This window comes from Pseudomonas sp. Leaf59, from assembly GCF_920984685.1.
In the GTDB taxonomy this organism is placed as follows: Bacteria; Pseudomonadota; Gammaproteobacteria; order Pseudomonadales; family Pseudomonadaceae; genus Aquipseudomonas.
Window position 1 is genome coordinate 43951 of record NZ_CAKLBR010000006.1, and the last position, 25777, is coordinate 69727.

14 protein-coding genes and 1 pseudogene are annotated in these 25777 nt (G+C 62.2%); 6 read left to right on the forward strand and 9 right to left on the reverse strand.

Translation table 11 applies throughout. The annotated features are described in order from the left end of the window. Positions 1-4: 4 nt before the first annotated feature. The 5 genes and pseudogenes from selO to LUB09_RS24040 all read right to left on the reverse strand — a co-directional run. Complete coding sequence (gene selO / locus LUB09_RS08635; protein WP_231422350.1) at positions 5-1468, reverse strand: protein adenylyltransferase SelO; 1464 nt, start codon at positions 1466-1468, stop codon at positions 5-7. Between the two features lie 48 nt (positions 1469-1516). Next, positions 1517-4900: a mechanosensitive channel MscK gene (mscK, locus tag LUB09_RS08640; RefSeq protein ID WP_209987698.1), complete on the reverse strand. Its 3384-nt coding sequence runs from the start codon at positions 4898-4900 to the stop codon at positions 1517-1519. Between the two features lie 51 nt (positions 4901-4951). Beyond that, a complete protein-coding gene (locus LUB09_RS08645) occupies positions 4952-6694 on the reverse strand; it encodes a potassium/proton antiporter (RefSeq protein WP_209987700.1) in 1743 nt (580 codons plus the stop codon). A gap of 433 nt (positions 6695-7127) precedes the next feature. Further along, positions 7128-8000, reverse strand: coding sequence for a methyl-accepting chemotaxis protein (locus LUB09_RS24035; protein ID WP_373460638.1), 873 nt, complete (start codon positions 7998-8000; stop codon positions 7128-7130). Then, a pseudogene (locus LUB09_RS24040) lies at positions 7983-8807 on the reverse strand (MCP four helix bundle domain-containing protein); the annotation flags it as partial. The gene LUB09_RS24035 and the pseudogene LUB09_RS24040, both read right to left, overlap by 18 nt. A 224-nt stretch (positions 8808-9031) precedes the next feature. Here LUB09_RS24040 and LUB09_RS08655 point away from each other — a divergent pair. Beyond that, a complete protein-coding gene (locus tag LUB09_RS08655; protein ID WP_209987708.1) occupies positions 9032-9262 on the forward strand; it encodes a hypothetical protein in 231 nt (76 codons plus the stop codon). Beyond that, positions 9259-9549, forward strand: a complete 291-nt coding sequence (locus LUB09_RS08660; RefSeq protein WP_057008469.1) for a cell division protein ZapA — start codon at positions 9259-9261, stop codon at positions 9547-9549. The genes LUB09_RS08655 and LUB09_RS08660 overlap by 4 nt, the downstream gene beginning before the upstream one ends. Here the strand turns inward: LUB09_RS08660 and LUB09_RS08665 are convergent. Further along, complete coding sequence (locus LUB09_RS08665) at positions 9546-11348, reverse strand: acyl-CoA dehydrogenase (RefSeq protein WP_231422351.1); 1803 nt, start codon at positions 11346-11348, stop codon at positions 9546-9548. The genes LUB09_RS08660 and LUB09_RS08665 overlap by 4 nt on opposite strands. 208 nt (positions 11349-11556) lie before the next feature. Next, positions 11557-15510, reverse strand: coding sequence for a trifunctional transcriptional regulator/proline dehydrogenase/L-glutamate gamma-semialdehyde dehydrogenase (gene putA / locus LUB09_RS08670; protein WP_231422352.1), 3954 nt, complete (start codon positions 15508-15510; stop codon positions 11557-11559). A gap of 450 nt (positions 15511-15960) precedes the next feature. On the opposite strand from putA, the gene putP reads away from it, so the two are divergent. The 4 genes from putP to LUB09_RS08690 all read left to right on the forward strand — a co-directional run bounded on the left by putP (position 15961) and on the right by LUB09_RS08690 (position 21314). After that, positions 15961-17445 (forward strand): sodium/proline symporter PutP, encoded by a 1485-nt coding sequence (gene putP / locus LUB09_RS08675; RefSeq protein WP_231422353.1) that lies wholly within the window; start codon positions 15961-15963, stop codon positions 17443-17445. A 203-nt stretch (positions 17446-17648) separates the two neighbouring features. Continuing rightward, the gene (locus LUB09_RS08680; RefSeq protein WP_231422354.1) at positions 17649-19676 is read left to right on the forward strand and encodes a type VI secretion system Vgr family protein; all 2028 of its coding nucleotides are present in this window, start codon (positions 17649-17651) and stop codon (positions 19674-19676) included. After that, complete coding sequence (locus tag LUB09_RS08685; RefSeq protein ID WP_231422355.1) at positions 19676-20404, forward strand: DUF4123 domain-containing protein; 729 nt, start codon at positions 19676-19678, stop codon at positions 20402-20404. Before LUB09_RS08680 ends, LUB09_RS08685 begins: the two co-directional genes overlap by 1 nt. A 73-nt stretch (positions 20405-20477) precedes the next feature. Further along, entirely contained in the window at positions 20478-21314 is an 837-nt protein-coding gene (locus LUB09_RS08690; protein ID WP_209987732.1) for a 23S rRNA (adenine(2030)-N(6))-methyltransferase RlmJ, read from the forward strand. A 923-nt stretch (positions 21315-22237) separates the two neighbouring features. Here LUB09_RS08690 and msrA read toward each other — a convergent pair. Together msrA and LUB09_RS08700 are read right to left on the reverse strand one after the other, a co-directional pair. Beyond that, positions 22238-22885, reverse strand: a complete 648-nt coding sequence (gene msrA, locus LUB09_RS08695; RefSeq protein ID WP_209987737.1) for a peptide-methionine (S)-S-oxide reductase MsrA — start codon at positions 22883-22885, stop codon at positions 22238-22240. 71 nt (positions 22886-22956) lie between these two features. Next, positions 22957-25650, reverse strand: coding sequence for a putative bifunctional diguanylate cyclase/phosphodiesterase (locus tag LUB09_RS08700; protein ID WP_231422356.1), 2694 nt, complete (start codon positions 25648-25650; stop codon positions 22957-22959). Positions 25651-25777: the final 127 nt, after the last annotated feature.

Consider the following 25777-nt stretch of genomic DNA (forward strand, 5'->3'; position numbering starts at 1 on the left):
CTCCTTACGACGAACAACTAATCTCCAAATGCTTACCCCAATCCGGCGGGCGCTGTGCGTATTGCTCCATCCCGGCCTGCTCTTCAAAAGGCCGGCTCAACACTTCATGCAGCCTGCGCACCTCGCTGTAATCGCCTGACTCGGCGGCGGCGATGGCGTTCTGGGCCAAATAGTTGCGCAAGATATACAGCGGGTTGACCGCGTGCATCCGCTCACGGCGTTGCGCCTGGCTGTACTCGCCATCGCGCGCAACGCGTGCCTTGTACAGCTCGGCCCAGGCATCAAACCCGGCCAGGTCGACAAAATCATCGCGCAACCGCGCCACGGCCAGTGCGGCCGACTCATCGCCCAAGCGGCGGAAGAACAGCGTGTAATCCACGCCGCTGTTCTGCATCAGCGCGAGCAGCCGCTCCACCAGTTTCTGATCATCCTCTTCGGCGGTCGTGAGCCCCAGTCGGCGGCGCATCAGGTCCAGATAGTGGGCCTGGTACAGCGGCAGGTACAGGCCCAGCGCCTCTTTCAAGGCATCCACGCTGATAAATGGCGTGAGTGCCTGGGCCAGTGCGCTGAGGTTCCATTGGCCGATGGGCACCTGATTGCTGAAGGAGTAGCGCCCTTCGTGATCGGAATGGTTGCAGATGAAGTGCGCATCAAAGTCGTCAAGAAACGCGAACGGGCCAAAGTCGAAGGTGATGCCGAGGATCGACATGTTGTCGGTGTTCATTACGCCATGGCAGAAGCCGTAGGCCTGCCACTTGGCGATCATCTCGGCGTTGCGTTCGACGATTTCGCGGAACATGGCCAGGTACGGCTCGGGCTGCTCGCGGCATTCGGGGTAGTGCAGGTTGAGCACATGTTCGGCCAGTTCGGCCTGCTGCTCGGGCTTTTTGGTGTAGTAGAAGTATTCGAAATGGCCGAAGCGGATATGGCTCGGGGCCAGGCGCAGGACCATCGCGCCGCGTTCCTGTTTTTCGCGCCACACCGGCGTGCTGGAGCCGATCACGCACAGCGCGCGGCTACTGGGGATGCCCAGGGCATGCAGGGCTTCGGAGGCAAGGAATTCGCGAATCGAGGAGCGCAGCACGGCGCGACCATCGCCCATGCGCGAGTAAGGCGTCATGCCGGCGCCCTTCAAGTGCAGGTCCCAGTGCTCGCCCGCCGCGTTATACACCTCGCCCAGCAGCAGTCCGCGCCCATCGCCCAGTTGCGGGCTGTAGCCGCCGAACTGATGCCCGGAATAAACCATCGCCCGCGGTTCTGCGGCTTCCCACAATTTATGGCCGCTGAACAGTTCGGCGAATACCGGCGTTTGGGCCACGGCCGGGTCGAGGTCGAGCAACGCCATGGCGGCATCGCTCGCCACCACAAGGCGCGGTTCGTCGAGGGGGTCTGGCAGCACGTGGGTTGAGAACGCATCGCCCAGGCGTGCGAAGCGGTTGTCGAAGGTCAGTTCGTCGAGGGCTTTCACCGGCCATCTCCAGCAGAATGTCCGAGCATTCTGCTGGGGAAGGGCGGTTTAGTCGAGTTTGCTCGGCGGCGGTTCCGGTGCGTCCACCACGTTGGCGGCAGGCGGCTCGGGTACTTCAGGCTCCGGAACCGGGCCGACAAGGGTCTTGCGCTCGTCTTCCACGGGCACCAGTTTGTATTCCTGACCGTGCATGTTTTTCAGGTACACCTCCATCTGGCGGAACGAGATGTTGATGTGCTGCTTTTTGAATTCGCTGTTGATGTAGCGGTTGACCTCGTCCAGCACCGGGTTGCGGTCGCCCAGGTCGCGCACGTGCATGCGCAGCTCGTGGTCGAGGGTGCTTTCGCCGAAGTTGAGGAAGTACACATGAGGTTCCGGGTCTTTCAACACCCGTGGGTTTTCCCGCGCGGCCTTGAGCAGCAATTCCTTCACCAGGTCCAGATCGGAGCCGTAGTCCACGCCCAGCTTCAAGGTGACGCGGGTGATGGTGTCGGTCAGCGACCAGTTGATCAGTTGCCCGGTGATGAAGGTTTTGTTCGGGACGATGATGTCCTTGCGGTCGAAGTCGGTGATGGTGGTGGCGCGGATGCGGATCTTGCTCACCGTGCCCGACAGGTTGCCGATGGTGATGGTGTCGCCAATGCGCACCGGACGCTCGAATAGAATCATGATGCCGGAGATGAAGTTGGCGAAGATTTCCTGCATCCCGAAACCGATACCCAGTGACAGCGCCGCGACCAGCCACTGCAACTTGTCCCAGCTCACGCCGAGGGTGGCGAGGGTGGACACAATGCCGAAGCCGGCAATCACGTAGGACAGCAACGTGGTGATGGCGTAGGCGCTGCCCTGGGCCAGCTCCAGCTTGGACAGCACCAGCACTTCCAGCAGGCCAGGCAGGTTGCGCGCCAGGGCGAAGGTGATGCCGACGATGATCAGCGCGCCGAGCAGGTCGCCGATGCTGATGGGCACCATGCTGATGTTGGCGCCGGTGCCGCTGGTGTATTCGTAAAGTGTGACGTTGTCCAGATAGGAAAATACCGAGATCAGGTCCGACCACACCCAATACAGCGCGGCGATAAAGCCACCCAGCAGGGCCAGGCGAATCAGGCGCAAGGACTGTTCGTTGACCTTCTCGATGTCCAGGGTCGGCTCTTCAACCACCGCTTCGCCTTCACCGGCTTCCTTGGCGGCCTGGCGTTTGGCCAGGGCCCGCGCGTAGGCCAGGCGCCGCGCGGCCACGCTGAGCCAGCGCACGAACGTGGCTTCGATCACCAGCCACAGCATCAGCAGGTACAGGGTGTTGATCAGGCGGTCGCTGAGCTTGAGCGCGGTGTAGTAGTAACCGAAGCACACCGCGACAAACAGCGCGACGGGCAGGGCGGTAAACAGAATGCCCGCGACCTTGCGAAACAGTGAGGCTTTCTCATGGGTCGGGCTGTTGAGCAGCAGGCGGCTGAGCAGCCAGGCCATCAAGGCGTAGCAGGTGAGCACCACGCCGATGCCCAGCACATCGTCGGCCAGCGCCGCCGGTTGGTGTTCGGCAATCGCCACCACCGCCACCAGCGCCAGCACCACCAGCCCGAGCTTGCGTACCCAGCCTTGCAGGAATTGAACCTGGGGTTTCTCCCAACGAAAGTGCAGTTCGGCCACGCCGCCCGGCGCGAGGATGCGATAGGCGGTGTAGAACACCAGCCACGCCTGGGCGAGCTGCAGCAGGGCCGAGCCGAGGTTGGCGTTTTGCCCACGGGCGTCGATCTGCAGCGCATAGCCGCACAGCGCGAGGCCCAGGGACACCGGCATCGCCAGCAGGATATTGATCAGGATGGCCTGCGGCGTGTGCCACTGGCTGTCGCGCTTGAAGTGGCCGATGTCCAGGTGGACCCGGTTCAAGCGGTGGTACAACGCCTTGCGCCGCCACAAAAGCGCGCCGATCAACAGCAGCAACGGCAGAAACAGCAGCGGGCGCTGGGTCAGGCCGTCGTACAGTTCGCTGACGCTGGAGGCCCATGGCAGCGTGGTGACCTGCTTGCTCAGGTGTGCCGGCACGGTTTCCAGCCACTCGGCGTCCAGCGGCTTGTTGCTGGGGATCCAGAACATCTGCTCATCGAGGGTGGCACGCAGGGTGGTGGCGGTGCTCAGCAATTGTTTCTGGTTCAGTTGCAGGGTGATGGATTCATTGAGCAGGGCGCTCAGCTCGCGGCTCAGGCGTTCGAGCAGGTCGCTACGGGTCACCGCCAGTTCCAGCAGGGTGCGCCGCAATTGCGGGGTGACATCATCCGGTGGCTGGTTGGCCAGCAGGTTATCCACATAGGCAGTGGGCGAACTGATCAGCTCGCGCTGCTGGTTGACCTCAAACTGGTACAGGCGAATGTTGGCGATGTCGTCGGCCAGGTCGCGGTCCACGGTGAGGTGGGGCAGGGCCTGCTTCTGTTTATAGAGAATCTTGGAGAGCAGCAGGCTGCCCTTGAGCACGTTGATCTGCTCGTCCAGCGCCGAATCGCTTTGGGTGACGGTGTCCAGTTGCTGCTTGGTCTGCAGGTTTTTCTGGGTCAGGTCGTTGAGGCGGTCGGTACTTTTGAGCAGGTAGTCGGAGAGCTTCAGGTTCTCGGCGCTTTCGGTCGCGAGGATGCTGCTGCCACCGGCTTTCTGCGCTTCGATGGACTGTTGGGTCACCGTCTGCTGCGACTGGGCCAGGCGTTTCTGGTTGATCAGGGTTTGCAGGTCCTGGATTTCCTGTTCCAGGCGTGCGGTTTTTTCCTGGATCAGGTCGTGCCGGCTGTTGCCCAGGTCCTGCAGTTGGCTGTTGCCGGCCAGCTCCTGGCGGCGCAGGGGGATCAGCGCATTCAGCGCGGCGAGTTCGGCGTTCAGCTGGTTGCGCTGGTCGGCGTTGATCGCCTTGCCGTTGTCCTTGCCGGTCTTGAGGATCGAATTGATCTGCAGGATGCGCGTCTGGCTGCTGCTGATCTCGGTCTGGGCGCGTTCCGGGCGGGTCTGGGCGGCGATGGTCAGGCTGTTGGCGTCGGCCAGGGCCTTTTGCAGATCGCCTTGCTGCGTGGTGCGTTGCACCAGCAGTTGCTCCAGCTGCGACACGGGCTGGTTGGCGTAGCGTTGGGCCACGGGGATCGGCTTGGTGGCCTTGAGGCGCGCCAGCTCGCGCTGATTGTCGATGGTCTCGCGCGGCGCTTCGGCCAGCTGGCGCTTGAGGTCGGCGAGGCGCTGCTCGTAATCCTGCTGGTTGCCCAGGTAGGTCAGGGTCTGTTGCAGGATGCCCTGCAACGCCTTCATGTCGGCGTCGGGCAGCTTGCGGTCGGGCAGCTTGTCCAGGGTTTGCTGGATGGCGTCGGCGCTGGGCGGTTCGGCAGCGTTGACGGTGCCGACACAAAGGGTCAGGCCGAGCAGGGCAGAGGCAAAAAAAGTGCGCAGGGTTGGCATAGAGACCGGTCGTGCTAGGTGAAAAATCGGGGGGCGTTGTGGCCCCGCAGTTTAGAGGAAGAGTCCGGGACCCGGGCGACTTCCTTCGGGGAATTTGACGCCGACTTTTCCGATTCTGTTCCCGTCCATGGCCGCGACTGTCCACAGGGTGTTGTTCCACTCCACCTGGTCGCCCACCACCGGCGCGCCGCCGACCTTTTGCGTGATGAAGCGGCTGAGCGGCATGTCCGGGTCGATGCCGTCGAGCTTGAGCCCGTACAGCGCCGAGACCGCGCCCAGCTGGGCGTCGCCTTCGAGGACGAAGTCGCCGAAGAAGCGCAGGTCGAGGCCCCGTTGCGGCGCCTGGCTGAACAGCTTGCCGAGGGCCGGCAGGTTGTGCTCATGGCCGATTACGCAGAGCAGATCGCCGACTTCCAGCACCGTACTACCCGACGGATGGAGCAGTTGCTGGCCTCGGAACAGCGCGGCAATCCGCGTGCCCTCGGGCATTTTCAGCTCGCGCAGGGCTGCGCCGATGCACCATTTTTCCGCGCCCAGGCGGTAGACGAACAGCTCCCACTCGCTGGTGACGTGTACTTCCAGGGCGGCACGGGAGATAGGCGCGGGGTCTGGCGGAACGGTGACTTTGAGCAGCTTGGCTACCCACGGCAGGCTGGTGCCCTGCACCAGCAGCGACACCAGCACGATAAAGAACGCCAGGTTGAAATACAGCTGTGCATGGGGCAGGCCGGCCATCAGCGGGAACACCGCGAGGATGATCGGCACCGCGCCACGCAGGCCGACCCAGGCGATAAAGGCTTTTTCGCGGCCGTGGAAGGCCTTGAACGGCAGCAGGCCGACCATCACTGACAGCGGCCGCGCAAACAGGATCATCCACAGCGCCAGGCCGAGGGCGGGCAGGGCGATCGGCAGCAGGTCGTGGGGGGTGACCAGCAGGCCCAGCACCAGGAACATGCCGATCTGCGCCAGCCAGGCCATGCCGTCGAGCATATGCAAAATGCCATGACGGCTGCGCACCGGCCGGTTGCCGATCACCAGGCCGCACAGGTACACGGCGAGGAAGCCGCTGCCGTGCAGGGCGTTGGTCAGGGCGAACACGAACAGGCCGCCGGCGATTACCAGGATCGGGTACAGGGCCGCCGCCAGGTTGATGCGGTTGACCATCTGCAGCATCAGCCAGCCGCCGCCCAGGCCGATGATGCCGCCGATGCCGAACTCGCGCACCAGGTGTGTCAGCAGGCTCCAGTGCAGGCCGGTCTGGCCGCTGGCGAGCATGTCGATCAGGGTGACGGTGAGAAACACCGCCATCGGGTCGTTGCTGCCGGATTCGATTTCCAGGCTGGCGGTGACCCGCTCGTTCAGGCCCTTGCCGCCCAGCAGCGAAAACACCGCGGCGGCGTCGGTGGAGCCGACAATCGCGCCGATCAGCAAGCCTTGAATGATATTGAGGTCGAACAGCCAGGCCGCCGCCATGCCGGTAAGGCCGGTGGTGATCAGCACCCCCACCGTGGCCAGCGACAATGCCGGCCACAGCGCCACGCGAAAGCTCGCCACCCGCGTGCGCAGGCCGCCGTCGAGGAGGATCACGGCGAGGGCGAGGTTGCCCACCAGGTAGGCGGTCGGGTAGTTATCGAAGATGATGCCGCCGCCGTCGACGCCGGCGACCATGCCCACGGCCAGGATGATCACCAGGATCGGGATGCCCAGGCGGGACGAAAGAGAACTCACCAGAATGCTCGCACTCACCAGCAACGCGCCGATCAAGAACAGGCTGTTGATGGTTGTCGCATTCAAAGGCAGTTACTCCGTGAGCAAAAAGGACAAGGCGCAAACTGACCATGCAGTCTGCGTGCCAGGGATTCTAACCTGTTGAATTGCTGCGCTGTCAAAAAGCTTTTTCTGATTTGCACAGATCAAATATGGGAGGGGGCTTGCGCCTGATAGCGGTGTGTCGGTATCAAATGTATCGACTAACTATTTCAGTAAACCCATATCCCTGTGGCGAGCAGGCTTGCCCTGCGTTGGGGTGCGAAGCGCCCCCAATCGAGCAAAACGCGGTGTACCTGATACGGCTCAGCGTCTGGTTTTGGGGCTGCTGCGCAGCCCAACGCAGGACAAGCCTGCTCGCCACAGGGAATCTGCGCTTGACTGAACGGCATTAGGGCAAGCCCGCTCGCCACCGTTCGAAGATTTTGAGGGTCCCACATTTTTCAACCGGTGCCGTCAGTCAGAGGCGGAAGCGGCCGACCATCCCGTTCAAGTCCACCGCCAGGCGCGACAGCTCGCTGCTTGCCGCGCTGGTCTGGCTGGCGCCGGTCGCCGATTGCACCGACAGGTCACGGATATTCACCAGGTTGCGGTCCACTTCCCGCGCCACCTGCGCCTGTTCTTCAGCGGCGCTGGCGATCACCAGGTTGCGTTCGTTGATTTCCACAATCGCCGTGTTGATGGTATCGAGCGACAGCCCCGCGCCCTTGGCGATGCTCAAGGTCGATTCGGCGCGTTCGGTGCTGTTGCGCATCGAATCCACCGCGTGCTCGGTGCCGGCCTGAATGCTGCCGATCATGCGTTCGATTTCGCTGGTCGATTGCTGGGTGCGGTGGGCCAGCGCGCGCACCTCGTCGGCCACCACGGCAAAGCCACGCCCGGCTTCGCCGGCACGCGCCGCTTCAATCGCCGCGTTCAGCGCCAGCAGGTTGGTCTGGTCGGCCAGGCCACGGATCACGTCGAGCACCTTGCCGATATCGCGCGATTCATTGGCCAGCTCGCCGATCAAGGTGGCGGTGGCTTGCACATCACCGCTCATGCGCTCGATGGCGCTGACGGTTTCCTGCACCAGGTCACGGCCGTCACCGGCGGAGGCGGTCGCGTTGCGCGACGCTTCGGAGGTGCTGACGGCATTGCGCGCGACTTCCTCCACGGCGCTGGTCATCTCGTTGACGGCGGTGGCGGCCTGTTCGATTTCGTTGTTCTGCCGGGTCAGGCCACGGGCGCTTTCGTCGGTCACGACGTTCAGCTCCTCGGCTGCCGACGCAAGCTGGGTGGCGGAGCCGGAAATGCGTTGCAGCGTGTCGCGCAGTTTTTCCTGCATTTTGGCCATGGCCGCCAGCAGGCGACCGGCTTCGTCGTTGCCGTCGACCTTGATTGGACGCGTGAGGTTGCCTTCGGCGATTTCTTCGGCGGCATCCAGGGCCTGGGAGATCGGCGAAGTGATGCTGCGGGTCAGCAGCCAGGCGAACAACACGGTCATCAGGGTGGTGATCGCCAGCAGGCCCACCACCAGATTGAAGGCCGAGCTGTACTGGTCCGCAGCCTCCTGATTGGTGGCCAGGGCCATCTTGTTATTGAGGTCGAGCAAGCGCGCCAATACCGCGTTGACCTGCTCGGAGTTGCTCAGCAGCTCGGTGTTGAGCAGCACGCGCAGCTCATCGGTCTGGTTGGCCCGGGACAGGCTCTTCATGCGTTCTTCGATCTGGCGGTACTGGCCGAGCAAGCGCACGTATTCGTCGTAGGCGGCACGTTCTTCCTGGCCTTCGATCAGTTTTTCATAAATGCCCTGGGCCGAGCGGATCTGCTGGTTACGCAGTTCGAAGGCTTCCAGGGTTTTCTGCTGCACGTCGGGCTCGCGGTTGGTCAGCAGGCGGTACGACAGCACCCGCAGGCGCAGGGTCAATTGGGTGAAGTCATCCAGGGCGCGAATGCTGGGCACGCTGGCCAGGGTGATGTCTTCGGTGGCCGCGCGGATCTTGCTCATCTGGTTCAGGGCGAACACGCCGAGAAACAACATGAGTGCACCAATCAGCGCAAAGCCCAAAAAGGCGCGCGGCGCGATATTCATATTACGAAGAGACATGCTGGAGTCCTGGGGTGAAGCGCGATCCATGCGGCCATGAGACGGGGTGTGCATGCGCTATCGGCGCAGTGGCCGAAGTCTGAAGCGGGCGTGCGCTTTTGTCGCAGCTGGTCAGGGCGTTGACCGATTCAGGAACCAGATGGGGTAATTGCAGTCACTAAGGCTCGAAAGCGCAGCCCGGCCCCGGAATATCGGGCTGCGCGCCGGGGGATAACCCTGGCATCCGAGGTGAATTTTCTTTATCGTCACCGCCCTTTTAAAAAGCTCGAGAAATCAAAATGTTAGAAGCATCCCTCAGCCAACTGGAACAACTGGTCAGCGACCTGGTACAGCACAATCAAGAGCTGCTGAGCAACAACGAATCCCTCAAGGCCGAACTGGCCAGCGCCAGGGATGAAAACGACAGCCTGCAACTGAGCCTGATGGAGCAGGAAGAAAAGCACGGCGCTACCGCCGCGCGCATCCAGGCACTCGTTGAGCGTGTGAGCGCAGGGCCTGTCAGCGCATGAACGATGGGATAAAGGTCGTTTCGATTCTCGGTGAGGATTACTCGATCAAGGCGCCGGCCGGGGAAGACCAGACCCTGTTGCACGCCGTGACGATGCTCAAGGCATCCCTGGCCACTACCAAGAAAAAGTACCCGACCCTGATCGGTGACAAGTTATTGGTACTGGCCGCGCTCAATCTGTGCGCCGAGCAGATCGAGATGCAGCAGCGTCACCAGCAGGAACTCGACCGTTACCAAGAGCAAGTCAGCGCCACGGTCGAGGTGATTTCCAAGGCGATCCAGTCCTAGAACCACTCATCCTGCATCCCCAGGCACGTGTCGTCGCGCGCCTCCAGAATGTCCAGTTCGTGATGGCAACCCGGTACTTCCCAGGTCAGGAAATACCGGGCGGCCTGAAGCTTGCCTTTATAGAAGGCTGCGTCCGCGGCATTGCCTTTGGCCAGCCCTTCCTCGGCGCGAATCGCCTGTTCCAGCCAGCGCCAGCCGATCACCGTGTGCCCGAACACTTTCAGGTACAGCGCCGAGTTCGCCAGGCTGCTGTTGACCTTGCCCTGGCCAAGGTCGGTGAGCAGTCCCAGCGTTACGCCTTGCAGACGGGTGACCAACTGCTCCAGCGGTTCACGCAGCGCGGTCAGTGACGAATGTTCCTGGGCCCGTGCGCCCGTCTCGGCGATCAATCGAATCAGCTGCTTGAGGCCTGCGCCGCCATTCTGCGCGAGCTTGCGCCCCAGCAAGTCCAGCGACTGAATACCGTGGGTGCCCTCGTGGATCGGGTTCAGGCGGTTGTCGCGGTAGTACTGCTCCACCGGGTATTCGCGGGTATAACCGTGGCCGCCGAGGATCTGGATCGCCAGTTCGTTGGCCTTGAGGCAAAACTCCGACGGCCAGGATTTGACGATGGGGGTGAGCAGGTCCAGCAGCTCATGGGCCTGTTTGCGCTCGGTGTCGGTGGCCAGCGTGGTGGTGTCATCGAACAGCCGCGCAGCGTACAGGCCCAGGTCGAAGGCGCCTTCGACGTAGGCTTTCTGGGTGAGCAGCATGCGCTTGATATCGGCGTGCTGGATGATCGACACCGGCGCGGTGCCCGGGTCTTTGCTATCCGGCAGACGACCTTGCGGGCGCTCGCGCGCGTAGTCCAGGGAATACAGATAACCGGCGTAACCAAGCATCACGGCGCCCATGCCCACGCCAATCCGCGCTTCGTTCATCATCTGAAACATACAGCTCAGGCCCTGGTGCGGTTTGCCCACCAGATAACCGACGCAGTTCCCGTTATCGCCGAAGTTGAGCGCGGTTGATGTAGTGCCGCGCCAGCCCATCTTGTGAAACAGCCCGGCCAGCAGCACATCGTTGCGCTCGCCCAGGCTGCCGTCGTCGTTGACCAGGAATTTGGGCACGATAAACAGCGAAATGCCCTTCACCCCGGCCGGCGCATCCGGCAGCTTGGCCAGCACCATGTGCACGATGTTTTCCGACAGCGGGTGGTCGCCGCCGGAGATGAAGATCTTGTTGCCCTTGAGGCGGTAGCTGCCGTCAGCCGCAGGCTCGGCACGCGTACGAATATCCGACAGGGACGAACCGGCGTGGGGTTCGGTGAGGGCCATGGTGCCGAAGAAACGCCCGTCGATCATCGGCTGCAGGAAGCGCTGCTTCTGCTCCTCAGTGCCGAAACTCTCGATCAGGTTGGCGGCGCCCATGGTCAGGAACGGGTAGGAGGTGGACGCAGCGTTGGCCGACTGGAAATGCGCGAAACAGGCTTGCGACAGCAGGGTGGGCAGTTGCATGCCGCCCGCTTCGAAACTGCGTGCTGCGTTGAGAAAGCCGGCTTCGAGGAACGCATCCACCGCCGGTTTCACTTCCGGAATCAGGATTGCCTTGCCGTCTTCGTAGCGCGGTTCGTTTTCATCGTTTTTGCGGTTGTGCGGTGCGAAGTACTTTTCGGCGATGGAGCGCGCGGTGCTGATGGCCGCGTCGAAGGTTTCGCGGTTGTGCTCGGCAAACCGCTCGCGCTGGGTCAGGCCCTCGGCATCGAGGACTTCATACAGCTCGAAAGCCAGATTGCGGGAACTGAGCAGCGTCTCGGACATGGCGGCTTACCTTCTAAGGGAATGGCCTGAGTCTAAGTGCGCCAATAGAGGCTGGATAGCAAGATTGATTTGCGTGATGGAAGGGCAGAACGCAGACCCAATGTGGGAGGGGCTTGCTCCCGATGGCGGTGTGTCAGTCTTACAAGGGTGACTGACACACTGCCATCGGGAGCAAGCCCCCTCCCACATTTTTAGCGCATTTCGTCAGTTAGCCGATGGTCATCAGGCTGGCGTTACCGCCTGCCGCGGCGGTGTTCACGCTCAACGCGCGCTCGATGACCAGGCGTTCCAGGGCAATCGACGTTTCGCCCTGTGACAAGCCATGCACTCCGACAATCGCCCCGCCACGCTGCGCCACTTGCTGGCAGACCGCGCGCAGTTGGTCGGAGTCGCCATGGTGCAGGACCGCGTCGAACACCACCTCGTCTTTGGTCCAGTCGGCCACGCGCTTGATCTTTGCCTGAATCTCCTTCGGCAGGCGTGGGAACAAGGCCTTGGTCAGGTCGGTTTCCGGCCATACCGCCGAGCCGCCTACCGCCAATACCGCCGCCAGTTGGGTCAACAGGTCGCCCTCTATTTGCGCCAGGCACAGCACGTGCTCGCGGGGCAGGATGGCGTAGCTGTTGCGTTCGCCGGTCGGGCCAGCCAGTTGGCGGGTGATACCGCTTTGCGATTGCGCGGCGAACTGGGTGCACAGAGCTCTCAGTTCGCTGAAGGTGTGGCTGTCGGCCCAGCTTTTCAGGGCGTTCAGTGGCTGGCTCATGGCATCGCGCAGGCGTACGTCCGGGGCGGCCAGGTTGTCGCAACGTACGAAGGACTGCTCGATGGCATCCGTAGGACGGGTCGACAGCAGGCGGTACAGGTACAGCGGTCCACCGGCTTTCGGACCAGTGCCCGACAAGCCTTCGCCGCCGAACGGCTGCACGCCGACCACGGCACCCACAATGTTGCGGTTGACGTAGACGTTACCGGCATTGACGTTGTCGATCACCTTGGCGATGGTCTCGTCGATGCGGGTGTGCACGCCCAGGGTCAGGCCATAGCCGGACGCATTGATCTGGCCGATGAGCTGGTCGATCTCTTTGCGTTTGTAGCGCACCACGTGCAGCACCGGGCCGAAGATCTCCCGTTGCAGTTCGTCGAAGCTTTCCAGCTCGATCAGGGTGGGCATCACGAAGGTGCCGCGCTTGATTTCTTCGCCGTCGGCAATCGCCACCTGATACACGTTGCGGCCTTTGTCACGCATGGCCTGGATGTGTTTCTCGATGCCGGCCTTGGCTTCGGCGTCGATCACCGGACCGATGTCCACCGACAGGCGTTCCGGGTTGCCCAGGCGGCATTCAGCCATGGCGCCCTTGAGCATTTCGATGACACGGTCTGCCGAATCTTCCTGCAAGCACAGCACACGCAGGGCCGAGCAACGTTGGCCGGCGCTGTCGAAGGCCGAGGACACCACGTCGATCACCACTTGTTCGGTGAGCGCCGAAGAGTCAACGATCATCGCGTTCTGGCCGCCGGTTTCGGCGATCAGCGGGATCGGGCGGCCCTGGGCATCGAGGCGACCGGCGACATTGCGTTGCAGCAAGCGTGCGACCTCGGTGGAACCGGTGAACATCACCCCTTTGACGCGCTCATCGCCCACCAGACGGGCACCCACGCTTTCGCCCTGGCCCGGCAGCAGTTGCAGCACGCCTTCAGGTATGCCGGCTTCGAGCAGGATGCGCACGGCTTGGGCGGCGACCAGCGGCGTCTGCTCGGCTGGCTTGGCCAATACCGGGTTGCCGGCGGCCAGTGCGGCAGCGACTTGACCGCTGAAGATCGCCAGCGGGAAGTTCCACGGGCTGATGCACACCACCGGGCCAAGGGGGCGATGGGCGTCGTTGGTGAAATCGTTGCGCGCCTGCACCGCGTAATAACGCAGGAAGTCCACGGCTTCGCGCACTTCGGCAATGGCATTGGCGAAGGTCTTGCCGGCTTCGCGGGCCAGCAGCCCCATCAGGGGCTGGATTTCGCCTTCCATCAGGTCGGCGGCGCGTTCCAGGATCGCAGCACGTTCGGCGGGCGGGGTGGCCTGCCAGATCGGGCCGGCGCTGATGGCGCACTGGATTGCATTGTCGACGTCTTCGACGGTGGCTTCCTGCACATGGCCGACGATGTCACGCAGGTCGGACGGGTTGAGCACCGGCGCCGCCGCCTGATCGCTGGAGGCGCAACCGAGCATCGGCGCGGCTTTCCAGTCGTTGTGGGCCGTGGCGAGCAGGGCGCAGGACAGCGACGCCAGCCGGTGTTCGTTGGCCAGGTCGATACCGGCCGAGTTGGCGCGATCGCTGCCGTACAGGTCGCGCGGCAACGGGATACGCGGGTGCGGCAGGCCGAAGCCGCCTTCCAGCGTGGCCATTTGCTCGATGCTGGCCACCGGGTCGGCCACCAGCTCCTGAATGGAGATGGACTGGTCGGCAATGCGGTTGACGAACGAGGTGTTGGCGCCGTTTTCCAGCAGGCGGCGCACCAGGTAGGCCAGCAACGTTTCGTGGGTGCCGACCGGGGCGTACACGCGGCACGGACGGTTCAGCTTGCCCTCGGAAACCTTGCCCACCACTTGCTCGTACAAAGGCTCGCCCATGCCGTGCAGGCACTGGAACTCGTACTGGCCGGGGTAATAGTTCTGACCGGCGATATGGTAGATGGCCGACAGGGTGTGGGCGTTGTGCGTGGCGAACTGCGGGTAGATGGCTTCCGGTACCGACAGCAGTTTGCGGGCGCAGGCAATGTAGGACACGTCGGTGTACACCTTGCGGGTATACACCGGGTAGCCTTCGAGGCCTTCGACCTGGGCGCGCTTGATCTCGCTGTCCCAGTACGCACCTTTGACCAGGCGGATCATCAGGCGATGGCGGCTGCGGCGCGCCAGGTCGATGACGTAGTCGATCACGTACGGGCAACGCTTCTGATAGGCCTGGATCACAAAGCCGATGCCGTTCCAGCCGGTCAGTTGCGGCTCGAAGCACAGGCGTTCGAGCAGGTCCAGGGACAGCTCCAGACGGTCGGCTTCTTCGGCGTCGATGTTCAGGCCGATGTCGTACTGCTTGGCCAGCAGCGTCAGTGAGAGCAGGCGCGGGTACAACTCGTCCATCACGCGCTCGTACTGCGCACGGCTGTAGCGCGGGTGCAGGGCGGAGAGCTTGATGGAGATGCCCGGGCCTTCATAAATCCCACGGCCGTGAGACGCTTTGCCGATGGAGTGAATGGCTTGCTCGTACGACGCGAGGTACTTCTGAGCATCGTGTTCGGTGAGTGCGGCTTCACCGAGCATGTCGTAGGAATAGCGGAAGCCCTTGGCTTCGAACTTGCTGGCATTGGCCAGGGCTTCGGCGATGGTTTCGCCGGTGACGAACTGTTCGCCCATCAGGCGCATGGCCATGTCGACGCCCTTGCGGATCATCGGCTCGCCGCTCTTGCCGATGATGCGGCTCAGGGACGAGGTCAAACCCGCTTCGTTATGGGTGGCGACCAGCTTGCCGGTCAGCAGCAGGCCCCAGGTGGCAGCATTGACGAACAGCGACGGGCTGTTGCCCAGGTGCGGGTGCCAGTTGCCGGTGCTGATCTTGTCGCGGATCAGCGCGTCGCGGGTGCCCTTGTCCGGGATCCGCAACAACGCTTCGGCCAGGCACATCAGCGCCACGCCTTCCTGAGACGACAGGGAAAACTCCTGCAGCAGTCCCTGAACAATCCCGGCACGGCCGCCGGCGCTTTTCTGATTGCGCAGCTTCTCGGCAATCGAAGCGGCCAGCTTATTGGTGGCCTCGGCCATCGACGCCGGCAGGCGTGCCTGTTCGATCAGCATCGGCACCACTTCCGGCTCCGGGCGGCGGTAAGCGGCGGTGATCGAGGCGCGCAGCACGGACTGTGGCAGGATGCTTTCGGCGAACTCGAGGAAGCACTGGTGCGCGTGGTCGGCCTGGACCTCGCCCGCTTCATCGGCGTCCTTACTGCTCAAACCGTTGAGTTCGGTCAGGGTTGCACCACCCTCCAGTTTCTCCAGGTAATTGAAAATCGCCTGCTTGATCAGCCAGTGCGGGGTCCGATCAATGGAGGTCGCGGCAGCCTTGAGGCGTTCGCGGGTCGGGTCGTCGAGTTTGACCCCAAGGGTGGTCGTAGCCATTTTCTTATCCTCATGGGTGCCACTAACCGAGTGGCATCTGCTGGCGGCAAGATTAGCGTTAGCGCAGGCGAAGGTGCAACCGGGTGCAACCCTTTTTATGCATGAAACATTCGACGGTTCATCTGAAAGGGGCACCGGTGTTTCTTGCTGGTGCATTTTGCTTCTGAGGTACGCATTGCTTGCTCCGAAAAGGAGCAAAAAAAGCGGATTTGAAGCTGAAACACATCGAGGTGCAACTTATTCTCAAGAAACTGGTTGCACCTTATTTACTTTGTTGAATAGCATTCGCGGCCAAGGTGCAACCACCTTCGAGGTTCGGTTCATCGGCTGGCGGCTTTCCTGGGGAAACGCCAGTCATAAATGCGCGGCACGCAGGTTCGTCTATCCGCTACACAGTGGGTAGCGTGCGCAACCGTCGCTACATAAAAACAATGCCAGGGCGTCACTCTTATGAGCGTTAGCAATCCTACCCTGATCACGTTCGTGATCTACATCGCAGCAATGGTGCTGATCGGCCTGATGGCCTATCGCTCCACCAACAACCTTTCCGATTACATCCTTGGCGGCCGCAGCCTCGGTAGCGTGGTAACCGCCTTGTCGGCCGGTGCTTCCGATATGAGCGGCTGGTTGTTGATGGGCCTGCCGGGCGCGATCTACATGTCCGGCCTGTCGGAAAGCTGGATCGCCATCGGCCTGATCGTCGGTGCCTACCTCAACTGGCTGTTCGTGGCCGGTCGCCTGCGGGTTCAGACCGAGCACAACGGCGATGCCCTGACCCTGCCGGACTACTTCTCCAGCCGCTTCGAAGACAACAGCGGCCTGCTGCGCATCATCTCTGCGGTGGTGATCCTGGTGTTCTTCACCATTTACTGCGCCTCCGGCATCGTGGCCGGTGCCCGGCTGTTCGAAAGCACCTTCGGCATGTCCTACGAGACGGCCTTGTGGGCCGGTGCGGCGGCGACGATTGCCTACACCTTTATTGGTGGTTTCCTGGCGGTGAGCTGGACCGATACCGTGCAGGCCACCCTGATGATCTTCGCCTTGATCCTCACGCCGATCATCGTGCTGCTGGCCACCGGCGGCGTGGATACCACCTTTTTGGCGATTGAAGCCAAGGACCCCACCCACTTCGACATGCTCAAAAACACCACCTTCATCGGCATCATTTCGCTGATGGGCTGGGGCCTGGGTTACTTCGGCCAACCGCATATCCTGGCGCGCTTCATGGCGGCGGATTCGGTGAAGTCGATCGCCAACGCACGTCGCATCTCCATGACCTGGATGATCCTGTGCCTGGGCGGCACTGTGGCGGTGGGCTTCTTCGGCATTGCCTATTTCTCGGCGCATCCGGAAGTGGCCGCTCCCGTGACCGAAAACCCTGAGCGTGTGTTCATCGAGCTGGCCAAGCTGCTGTTCAACCCGTGGATCGCCGGTGTCCTGCTGTCGGCCATCCTAGCCGCGGTGATGAGCACCCTGAGCTGCCAGCTGCTGGTGTGTTCCAGCGCCCTGACCGAAGACTTCTACAAGGCGTTCCTGCGCAAGGGCGCTTCCCAGCTTGAGCTGGTGTGGGTCGGCCGGATCATGGTGCTGGTGGTGGCGTTGATCGCCATCGCCATGGCCGCCAACCCGGAAAACCGTGTACTCGGGCTGGTGAGCTACGCCTGGGCCGGTTTCGGTGCTGCGTTCGGCCCGGTGGTGCTGATCTCGGTGATCTGGAAAGGCATGACCCGCAACGGCGCACTGGCCGGTATCCTGGTGGGCGCGATCACCGTGATCGTGTGGAAGCACTTCGAACTGCTGGGTCTGTACGAAATCATCCCAGGCTTTATTTTCGCCAGCCTGGCGATCTACTTCGTGAGCAAGATGGGCGCGCCGACCGCTGCGATGGTCGAGCGTTTTGATGCTGCGGAAAAAGACTACAATCTCAACAAGTAATTCGCCGGGCGTTAAGCGTCCGTTGAGTTAGCACAAAGGCCCGCATCCTCTGGATGGCGGGCTTTTTTATGTGCGGTTTACCTGGGGTTGGCGAAAATTCATACGTGCCCACGTAGGCTTTTACTGATTTGCCTGGCACGTGTTCGGTGGGGCAGGGCAGTGGTGCAGAATTGCTCGCCTACTCCCTCGCAGAGAAACACCGGATGTTCGCTCTCGCCAATCAAAGTGCATTTACCCTGACCCTCGACGGAGAGCCCAGTGAACTCAAGGTTCAACGGTTTTCGGGGGATGAATTTATCAGCCTGCCTTTTCGCTTCGACCTCGAACTGGTCTGCGAACAACCTGATCTGGACATTGAAAGCCTGCTGCACCGGCAGGCCTTCCTGGCGTTTGACCCCCAGGGCCGAGGCGTTCACGGCCAGGTATATCGAGTGGCACAAGGTGATTCGGGCAGGCGTATGACCCGCTATCAGATAGCCCTGGTGCCGCAGTTGGCTTATCTGGAGCACAGCACCCACCAGCGTATGTTCCACAAAAAAACCGTGCCGCAGATCATTGCGCTGGTGCTGGAGGCCCAGGCCATCCAGGCTGATAACTTCTTATTCCAGCTGAGCGGGAAGTATCCCGAGCGTGAGTACTGTGTTCAGTTCGATGAAACCGACCTGCAGTTCATCCAGCGCTTGTGCGTCGAGTCGGGTATCCACTATCACTTTCAGCACAGCCCCGAGCGCCATTTGTTGGTGTTTGGCGATGATCAAAGCGTGTTCGCCCAGCCGGATCAAACCACCCCGTACTCGCCGGGTTCCGGAATGGTGGCCGACACGCCTGCAATCAAGCGCTTCATCCTGCAGATGGAGACGCGCACCACGGGTGTGAACCTGCGGGACTACGATTTCCGGAAGCCGAGCCTGGTACTGGAAAGCGCAGCTTCGGGAGAGCAGCGCCCCGACCTGAACGAGCAGGCCTATCCTGGGCACTTTATGGATCGCGATCACGGCAACTACCTGGCGCGACGCCTGTTGGAGCGTCATCGCAGTGATTATCGCCAGGCCAGGGGGTTGAGCGACCAGCCGGCCTTGGTCTGCGGGCAGTTCCTGAAGATGGCCGGGCATCCGCGTGAGGAATGGAATGATCTGTGGCTGATCACCCAGTTGCACCATGAAGGGCATCAGCCGCAAGTGCTGGAGGAGGCTGCGCCTGATGACTATGGCGGCGAATCCTCTCAGGGTTACCGTAACGACTTCGTTGTAACACCGTGGGAGGTGATGTTTCGAACACCGCTGATTATGTCGCGGCCGCACATATCCGGCTTCCAGAATGCAGTGGTCACCGGGCCCGTCGACAGCGAGATTCATTGCGATGAATACGGCCGGGTCAAGGTGCAGATGGCCTGGGATCGCGATGGCCAGCATAACGAGCATTCCAGTTGCTGGCTGAGGGTTGCCAGCGGCTGGGCCCATGATCGTTATGGGGCGGTGCTGATTCCTCGGGTTGGCATGGAAGTGCTGGTGGGCTTCGTCAATGGCGATAGTGATATGCCGGTCGTCATGGGCTGCCTGCCCAATGCCGCCACACCCGTGCCCCTCGACCTGCCGGCCGACAAGACCCGCAGCATTTTCCGCAGCCAGAGCAGCCCCGGGGGCGGTGGTTACAACGAACTGCGCATCGAGGACCGCAAGGGCGCCGAGGAAATCTACCTGCGTGCCCAGCGTGACTGGACCCAGCATGTGCTCAATGACCAGCAGGTGCAGGTCGACAATCATCGGCGGGTGAAGGTGGGCGGCGAGTCGCACCACGAGTTGCAGGGCGAAGAACAACGCATCACCCACGGCAACCGGCTCACCGAACTCAAGCAGGATGATCACCTGGTGGTCGGCGGTTCGCAGCAGATGCAGGCTGGGGTCACCATCCGCATTGGCGCAGGGCAAAGCGTGGTCATCGATGCCGGTGCCACGGTCACGATTCAGGCCGCAGGTCAGTCGATCACGCTGTCTGCCGCCGGGATTTTCAGCAGTGTGCCGATTCAGATCGGTGGTGGACCTGCGCCAGGTGCGGCACCGTTACTGCCTGGCTTAAAGGAAAACCTGCAGGCCGTCATGCTGTTACCGCTAAGCCCCGTGCAAGTGGCGAGCCTGAAGCGCAGCGCGCCGTTTTGTGAAGAGTGCGAGCGCTGCAAAAACGGGCAGTGTGACATCGCCGAACATGCCAACGTCGACAGGAAACTCCCCTGATGCCTATCCCTTTGACGCCCAGTGCCTGGCTGGCGCAGTGGCCTTTGCAGGCTGGTGAAACCCTCTATGCGGTGCTGGGCAATGCCAGCGAGGCCAGGCCGCTTGCCGTCTGGCAAGCCAGGGCTGCCGGGCCTGCGCCTCATGCGGTATGGGCAGGGACGGCCTACGCGCAGTGGGGTGAGGTCATGCCTTACGTGGCTATTGTCGAGCCGGGCAGCGCCTTTCTCGATTGGATCGCCGCCAGCGAATCGACGGATTGGGGATGGCTGGCGGTGTCGTGCAGCCCGCTGGACGCCGTGATCGCCCATTTGCAGGGCCTGACCAAGGTGCTGCTGCCCGAGGGGCAGGCTGTGTTTCTGCGCTACTGGGACGGCGCCCGGTTTCTGCCGCTGCTGCAACACCTGGGCGATGGCGCCGCGAAGGTATTGCCGGTGTTTAAGCGTTACCTGATCAATGGTTGCCCGCTTACGGTGATGACGGGTGCGGTGACCGCCGCCAAAATCAGTCCCTGGTGGCAGCTACCGCCGGCGCTGCTTGAGCATCTGGCCGCGCAGTCACCCCAGACCCTGATCGACAACCTGCTGCAATGGCTGGAAGAACAGCGCCCGGACCTGTACGGCGCATTTACCCCGACGACCCTGCAACACAAGCTGTCGTACTTCGTGCGCGGGCCGCAGCTGGACGTTGCGGCACTGATCGACTACCTCAGTACGGAACTGACGCCCTGAGCACCGCCCGGCACACGGCCCTGCACCTTTGCCCGCGCAGAAGGTAAACTTCGCCCCCTGCGCAGGAGCAACCATGAATTATCGTCACGCCTTTCACGCCGGCAACCACGCCGATGTCTTCAAACACCTGACTCTGACCCGCCTCATCGCCCTGATGTCGCGCAAGGAGCAGCCGTTCGCCTACCTCGACACCCATGCCGGCATCGGCCTGTACGACCTGCAAGGTGATCAGGCCAACCGCACGGGTGAGTACCTCGAAGGCATCGCCCGCTTGTGGGGCGCCAGCGACCTGCCGCCACTGACCGCCGACTACATGCGCGTGCTGCATGAGATGAACCCCGATGGCCAGTTGCGTTACTACCCGGGCTCGCCCGAGCTGGCCCGCCGCCTCACGCGAGCGCAGGACCGCGTACTGCTCAACGAAAAACACCCGGAAGACGGGGTGTTGCTCAAGGACAACATGAAGGGCGATCGCCGGGTCAAAGTGCACCTGGGCGAAGGCTGGCATGTGCCGCGTGCCCTGCTGCCGGTACCGGAAAAACGTGCGTTGATGCTGATCGATCCGCCGTTTGAACAGCTCGATGAAATGCAGCGTTGCGCCGCATCCCTCAAGGAAGCAATCGGTCGCATGCGCCAGACGGTCGCGGCGATCTGGTACCCGGTGAAGGATCAGCGCATGTTGCGCCGCTTCTATCAGGACCTGGCCGGCACCGGCGCGCCGAAGTTGCTGCGCGTGGAATTGCTGGTGCATCCGCTGGACACGCCCAACACCCTGACCGGCTCGGGCCTGGCGATTGCCAACCCGCCGTGGGGTTTGGAAGAGGAGTTGCGTGAGCTGCTGCCGTGGCTGTCCAAAAAGCTCGGCCAGACCCAGGGCGGCTGGCAGATGGATTGGCTCATCGCTGAATAATTGGCGCTCAAGCCAGGCACCAAACCAAATGTGCGGCTCTGCCCAGTCTTCGACTTAGCGCTGTCGCGCAGCAAACTGGAGGCTCTGTGGCAAGCGGGCTTGCCCTAATGCCAGTCAGTTAAGCGCAGCTCCCTTGTGGGAGCGGCGGTGCGACGATTCGACTTGCCCGCGAAAGCGGTGGGTCAGTCAACGTCAATGTTTGCTGGGCCGACGCCATCGGGAGCAAGCCCCCTCCCACATTTTGTACAGCGTTCGGCAGACCATTTCGGTCGGCTCTCAGGCCGCCACGCTTTTGCTTTTGCTTTTGCTTTTGATCTGGAGCGCCCCGTCAAACACGCTGGCCGAACGCAGGTTTTGGAGCGTGGGTAACCCGGCAGGACGCCGGGTTAGCCGCGCTGGGCCAAGGATGGCCCATCGCGGCGGCCCACGCTCCAAAGCCTGCGTGAGGGCACACCGAGCCCAGGCGAGGTGCCGAGTGTTGGGGCAAGAGCGTTTTGCTTACTTTTGCGCTTTTCAAAAGTGAGCCGCCGTAAGGGCGGAACCCTAAGTCGTCGTTACCGCAGAAACGGATAGGTACACCGAAAAATCGCACCGCTCATTGCTTCGAGCATCACGCTGGCTTAACTGAACGGCATTAGAGCTTGCCCCGCGTTGGCGCGCGCAGCGCCCCCGGTCAAGGGAAATGCGGTGTACCTGACACTGCCCGGAGCATGGTTTTGGGGCTGCTGCGCAGCCCAACGCAGGACAAGCCTGCTCGCCACAGGACTGTGGCTTCCTGAAATTTCAGTTTTTAAATCGAAAAGTTATTTTGTGTTTGATAAGCGCGGGCCTGCTCGCGAAAGCAGGGTGTCAGTTAACGGATAGGTCGACTGATACACCGCATTCGCGGTCAAGCCCGCTCCTACATTTGAGTTGCGCACGTCTTAGATCGGGCAAGTCACGCCAGTGCCGCCGATGCCGCAATAGCCCTGCGGATTCTTCGCCAGATACTGCTGGTGATACGTCTCGGCGAAATACACCGTCGGCGCCTCTGCAATTTCCGTGGTGATCTCGCCCAGCCCGGCCTTGGTCAGTTCCTGCTGATACGCCTGCGCACTGGCGTGCGCCGCCGCCAGTTGTTCCGGTGTGGTGGCGTAGATGACCGAGCGATACTGGGTGCCGATGTCGTTGCCCTGGCGCATGCCCTGGGTCGGGTTGTGCAATTCCCAGAACATCTTCAGCAAATCTTCGTAGGTCACTTTGGCCTGGTCATACACCACCAGCACCACTTCGCTGTGGCCGGTGAGGCCCGAGCACACTTCTTCGTAGGTCGGGTTGGGCGTGTAGCCGCCGGCGTAACCCACCACGGTGCTGACCACGCCGTCGCGTTCCCAGAACTTGCGTTCTGCGCCCCAGAAACAACCGAGGCCGAAGATTGCAAAACCAACGTCGTCGACGAACGGGCCCAGCAGCGGGTTGCCGTTGACGAAGTGCGTTTCCGGCAGGGTCATTGGCGTTTCACGGCCAGGCAATGCTTGTTCTTGAGTCGGCAGCACGTTTTTGTTCACCAGAATTTCCGAGCGCAAGACCATGATCAGTCCTCTCAGTCAGATTGAGTTGGGTAAGAATCGGACCGCCAGTGTGCCCGAGTGTTACAGCGCTGTCAGGCGATTGGCCCGCGTGGGTAGCGCTTGAGCTTTTCGAGCAGCTCGGAGCCCGGGATCGGCCGGTCGAACAGGTAGCCCTGCCCCACATCGCAACGATGCCGGCGCAGGAACGCCAACTGCTCGGCGGTCTCGATGCCTTCGGCCACCACCTTGAGTTTCAGGTTGTGGGCCATGGCGATCACGGCCGAGGTGATTTCCATGTCGTCCTGGTTGTCCGGGATTTCATGGATAAAGCTGCGGTCGATCTTGATGATGTCGATGGGGAATTTTTTCAGGTAGCTCAGCGACGAATAACCGGTGCCGAAGTCGTCCATGGCCAGGGTCAGGCCGAAGCTTTTCAACTGGTCCAGTTGCTGGCGCGTGTCTTCGGTGGCCTCCAGCAGCAGGCCTTCGGTGAGTTCCAGCTCCAGCAGATTGGCCGGCAGTTCTTCTTCCTTGAGGATGCTGGCGATGGAGGCCACCAGGTCCGGGTCGGAGAACTGCTTGGGCGACAGGTTGATTGCCACCTGCAGGTTGCCCATGCCGGCGGCGCTCAGTCGCTTGCTCATGCGGCAGGCCTGGCGCGCGATCCATTTGCCGATAGGGATGATCAAACCGGTTTCTTCGGCCACGCTGATGAACTGGTCGGGGCGGATCATGCCTTTTTCCGGGTGGTTCCAGCGCAGCAGCGCTTCCATGCCCAGCAGGCGGCCGCTGCGCAGGCACAGCTTGGGCTGATAAAACACGTCCAGCTCGTTTTGCGTCAGCGCGCGGCGCAGGTTGTTTTCCACGAACAGCTTGTAGCTGGCCTCGGCATTCAACGCCTCGGTGAACACCTGTACCTGATGTTTGCCGTTGGCCTTGGCCTTGTGCAAGGCCAGGCCTGCGTTGCGCATCAGCGTCTGCGGGTCGCGGCCATGCAACGGCGCGCAGGCCAGGCCCACGGAGCCAGTGACGCTGATCAACTGGTTGTCGACGAACATCGGCTTGTCGAGCGTGGCCAGCAGTTGGCTGGCGACCTGCTGGCCGCTCTCGAGGTCGGTGTCGTCGAGCAGCACCGCAAATTCGTTACTGGCAAAGCGCGCCAGGCTGCCGCTGCTGCTCAGGCTGTTGCGCAGGCGCCGGGCGAGGCTGATCAGCAGCTTGTCGCCGGTCTGGTGGCCGAGGCTGTCGTTGATGCGCTTGAAGTTGTCGATGTCCACCAGCAGCAGGCTGATCGGGCTGTCGCTGTCTCGGGCAAAGCGCTCATCGAGGTTGCGGATGAACGCCGGACGGTTGCCCAGGTTGGTCAGGTTGTCGGTGTACGCCAGGCGCTCGATACGCTGCTGGGCCAGCTTGGTCTGGGTGATGTCTTCGTAGATGCCGATGTAATGGGTCAGCTCACGGTTGTCGCCGTACACCTTGGAAATCGACAGCTGGCCCCAGTAGGGTTCCAGGTTCTTGCGCCGGCTCTTGAACTCGCCCTGCCAGCTGTTGCTCTTGGCCAGGGCCGAGGGCGCGTCGAACAGCAGCTCACTGAGGTTTTCCAGGGCCGGCAACTGCGCCAGGCGGTGGCCGTGGACCTCTTCGGTGCTGTACTGGGTGATCGCGGTAAAACTGGGGTTGACGTACTCCACCACGCCGTCGCAATTGACCAGCAGGAAGGCATTCGCGCTTTGCTCCACCGCACGCTGGAACAGGTGCAGTGCGCTGGTGGCGGTGCGCCGGTTGTGGTTGTTGATGACCTGGGCGAACTGGTCCGCCAGCTCGCCGGCAAACGCGATTTCATCGGACTGCCAGGCGCGCGGGCTGCCGCCCTGTTCCAGGCACAGCACGCCGACCACCTGGCCGTCCACGCGAATGCTCGCGTCGAGCATGGCGTAGGTGTCATTGGCGCGCAGGGTCTCGGCCATTTCCCGGGTGCGCGGGTCGCGCATGGCGTTGTTGGCGTCGATGGCGCGACTGGTATGCAGGGCCTCCAGGTAGTCGGGGAAGCCGCTGGCGTCAATCGGATCGGGCAGGTGGTGGCGCCCTTCGGCATGGTTGTACGCCGAGATCGGCACCAGGCGCTGGCCTTCGAGGTTCCAGATACTGGCGAAATCGATCTGGTAGATATCGCAGGCGCTGCGGGTGATCAGCTCGGCGGCTTCCTGCAGCGAATTGGGGGTGGTGTAGCGCTGACGGGCCAGCAGCAGGATCAGTTCCTGCTGGGCGCGCACCCGCTCAAGATGTTGCAGCTGTTCCTGTTGCGCGCGCTGGTTGAGTTCCAGGGCGATCTGCAGGCGGCTGTTCTGGCTTTCCAGGTCGACAGTCGGGGCGGTGGAGGGCAGCTCGTTGAACAGGCCGTCCACGACCATCAGGTAGCCGCGCAGCAGGTGGCGGTTGTGCTGTTTGTAGGCCTCGCCCATTTCCAGCAGATTCAGCGGGCCGTCGTTGGTGTGCAGGGTGTAGCGCACCAGGTAGTGAGGGCTCTGGCTCAGCTGTTGCTGGATGGCATCGTGCAGTTGATAGCGCGCCTGTGGCTCCATCAGGCTGGCGTAGGGCGTGCCGAGCAGGGCACACAGTTCCACCGCCGACAGGCCGAATTGGCGTTCGCAATTGGGGTCCAGGTACAGCAGGGCCCAGCTTGCCTCATTCAGCCGCTCGAAACGCAGCATACCCAGGCGCGAAGGCACGGGTAATTGCGTCACTACCTCGGCCGCCATACGGGCGGCATCGGGCTGGCTTTTCATGGGGAAGCTCACTTGAAATAACGCACTTGGCGCCGGGCTCACGCCCTCTTGACTGTTGCTTGTGGCAAGGTTGCATCATGCAGCACAGGCTGACAAGAGAGGATGAAGGCTAAGTGCTATAAGGCTG

Excerpts from the sequence above, each read along its gene's own strand:
- mscK (WP_209987698.1), bottom strand. The coding sequence starts at position 4,900 with ATGCCAACCCTGCGCACTTTTTTTGCCTCTGCCCTGCTCGGCCTGACC.
- LUB09_RS24035 (WP_373460638.1), bottom strand. The coding sequence starts at position 8,000 with ATGGCCAAAATGCAGGAAAAACTGCGCGACACGCTGCAACGCATTTCC.
- LUB09_RS08655 (WP_209987708.1), top strand. The coding sequence starts at position 9,032 with ATGTTAGAAGCATCCCTCAGCCAACTGGAACAACTGGTCAGCGACCTG.
- LUB09_RS08660 (WP_057008469.1), top strand. The coding sequence starts at position 9,259 with ATGAACGATGGGATAAAGGTCGTTTCGATTCTCGGTGAGGATTACTCG.
- LUB09_RS08665 (WP_231422351.1), bottom strand. The coding sequence starts at position 11,348 with ATGTCCGAGACGCTGCTCAGTTCCCGCAATCTGGCTTTCGAGCTGTAT.
- putA (WP_231422352.1), bottom strand. The coding sequence starts at position 15,510 with ATGGCTACGACCACCCTTGGGGTCAAACTCGACGACCCGACCCGCGAA.
- putP (WP_231422353.1), top strand. The coding sequence starts at position 15,961 with ATGAGCGTTAGCAATCCTACCCTGATCACGTTCGTGATCTACATCGCA.
- LUB09_RS08680 (WP_231422354.1), top strand. The coding sequence starts at position 17,649 with ATGTTCGCTCTCGCCAATCAAAGTGCATTTACCCTGACCCTCGACGGA.
- LUB09_RS08685 (WP_231422355.1), top strand. The coding sequence starts at position 19,676 with ATGCCTATCCCTTTGACGCCCAGTGCCTGGCTGGCGCAGTGGCCTTTG.
- LUB09_RS08690 (WP_209987732.1), top strand. The coding sequence starts at position 20,478 with ATGAATTATCGTCACGCCTTTCACGCCGGCAACCACGCCGATGTCTTC.
- msrA (WP_209987737.1), bottom strand. The coding sequence starts at position 22,885 with ATGGTCTTGCGCTCGGAAATTCTGGTGAACAAAAACGTGCTGCCGACT.
- LUB09_RS08700 (WP_231422356.1), bottom strand. The coding sequence starts at position 25,650 with ATGAAAAGCCAGCCCGATGCCGCCCGTATGGCGGCCGAGGTAGTGACG.